The sequence below is a fragment of the Vibrio sp. D173a genome (assembly GCF_030248475.1).
In genome coordinates this window covers 1-1,496 of record NZ_JAHGAH010000758.1, presented here as the reverse complement: position 1 = coordinate 1,496, position 1,496 = coordinate 1, and the positions used below count along the sequence as shown (strand labels likewise).

General features: G+C 46.1%; 1 protein-coding gene. It reads right to left on the bottom strand.

What is annotated here, in order from left to right; all coding sequences use genetic code 11:
• A partial coding sequence (thiP, locus tag KIV40_RS29055; RefSeq protein WP_285352696.1) for a thiamine/thiamine pyrophosphate ABC transporter permease ThiP occupies positions 1 to 1,496 on the bottom strand: 1,496 nt, incomplete at both ends.

Sequence of the window (1,496 nt, the reverse complement as noted above, 5' to 3'; positions counted from 1 at the left end):
CGAGTAAATAAGAATTCAATTAAACTAAAACTGCCAACGCTGAAGATCAGCAAGCTCACTGAAACCACGGCGGCAGCCTCCATCTGATAACTGCCTAGTAACTGGAATAGATACAAAGGGAGAGTTCTAAAATCGGCACTGCCAAACAGTGCAATGGCACTCAAGTCCCCCATCGACAACATGAAACTTATCGAGAAGGCCTGCGCCATAGGTTTACGCAGAGCTCGCCACTCCACCAGCTTAAACCGGTGCCAACCTTTCATACCTAAACTCGCGCACAAATACTGATATTGCTGGGCAACGTGTAGCATCGGCTGAGCTAAATTTTTGATCACATACGGGAGCGCCATTAAGCTATTAACGGCAATCACAACAAAAAAAGCTAAGCTAAACACATCAGTGATTGAACGCAGCAACAAGAAGATTCCAGTGCTCACCACTAAGCCGGGAGTTACCAAAATAATGGTGCCAATAAGTTCAATCTTATCTGCGCGAAATGTCTTGTTTTGCAAGCGCCATGCTCGACTGGTCATCAGAATAGCCACTCCAACCAAAAGCGCAATCACACTCGCACTGATCGCTACTTTCAGTGAGTTAAATAGCGCTAGCCAAAACGGTTCACTGGTTAACACCGCCATCGCTTCACTGTTTAAGCCACCCACAATTACCATCAACAGTGGCGGTAAAACCAGTAATGAGGCTACGATGATCCAAAAGCTGTCCCAAGCTTTTGACCTATAGGTGTCCTTAACCAAAAACTTCGCTTCAGACAGTTGACCAACGCTGACGGATACTGGCTTAGAAAGGCGTTGAATACTCACAGCCAATACACCACACAGTAGCATCTGCCAGATCGCTAACAGAGCACCAGCTTGAAGATCAAAATCAAATTTAATCGCTTGATAGATAGCAAGCTCGATAGTTGTCGACTTAGGACCGCCGCCCAATGCCATCACAGTCGCAAAACTGGTAAAGCAGAGCATAAAGACTAAACCACACACATGCGGTAGCTGTTGCTTAAGACGTGGCCATTCAACCCACTTAAATTTATCCCAGTGAGTCATTCCAAGGTGTGCACATAACTTGTGTTGCTCCACCGGAACCGTGTCCAAGGCTTGCAACAACAATCGACTTGCATAGGGTAAATTGAAAAAGACATGCGCAAGCAAAATGCCATTCAGTCCATAAATGGAGAATGGCAGCTCAACGTCAATAGCTTGAAGCAGTTTTGCCAGCCAACCACTATTGCCATAGATAGCTAGGATACCAAAGACACCGACCAACACGGGCAGAACCAAGGTAGAAGCAAAAAGTCTTAGCAGCAGAGAACGCCCTGGGAACTGGCGGCGAGATAAGGCATGAGCGACAGGAACTGCAAATACGACGCTCAATAACATAGATAGCGTCGCTTGGTAGAAACTGAATTTGGTAACGTGCCAATAGTACGGATCAGACCATACTTGGCTGATATCAAGAGAAGGGGCATTGCTTAGCAA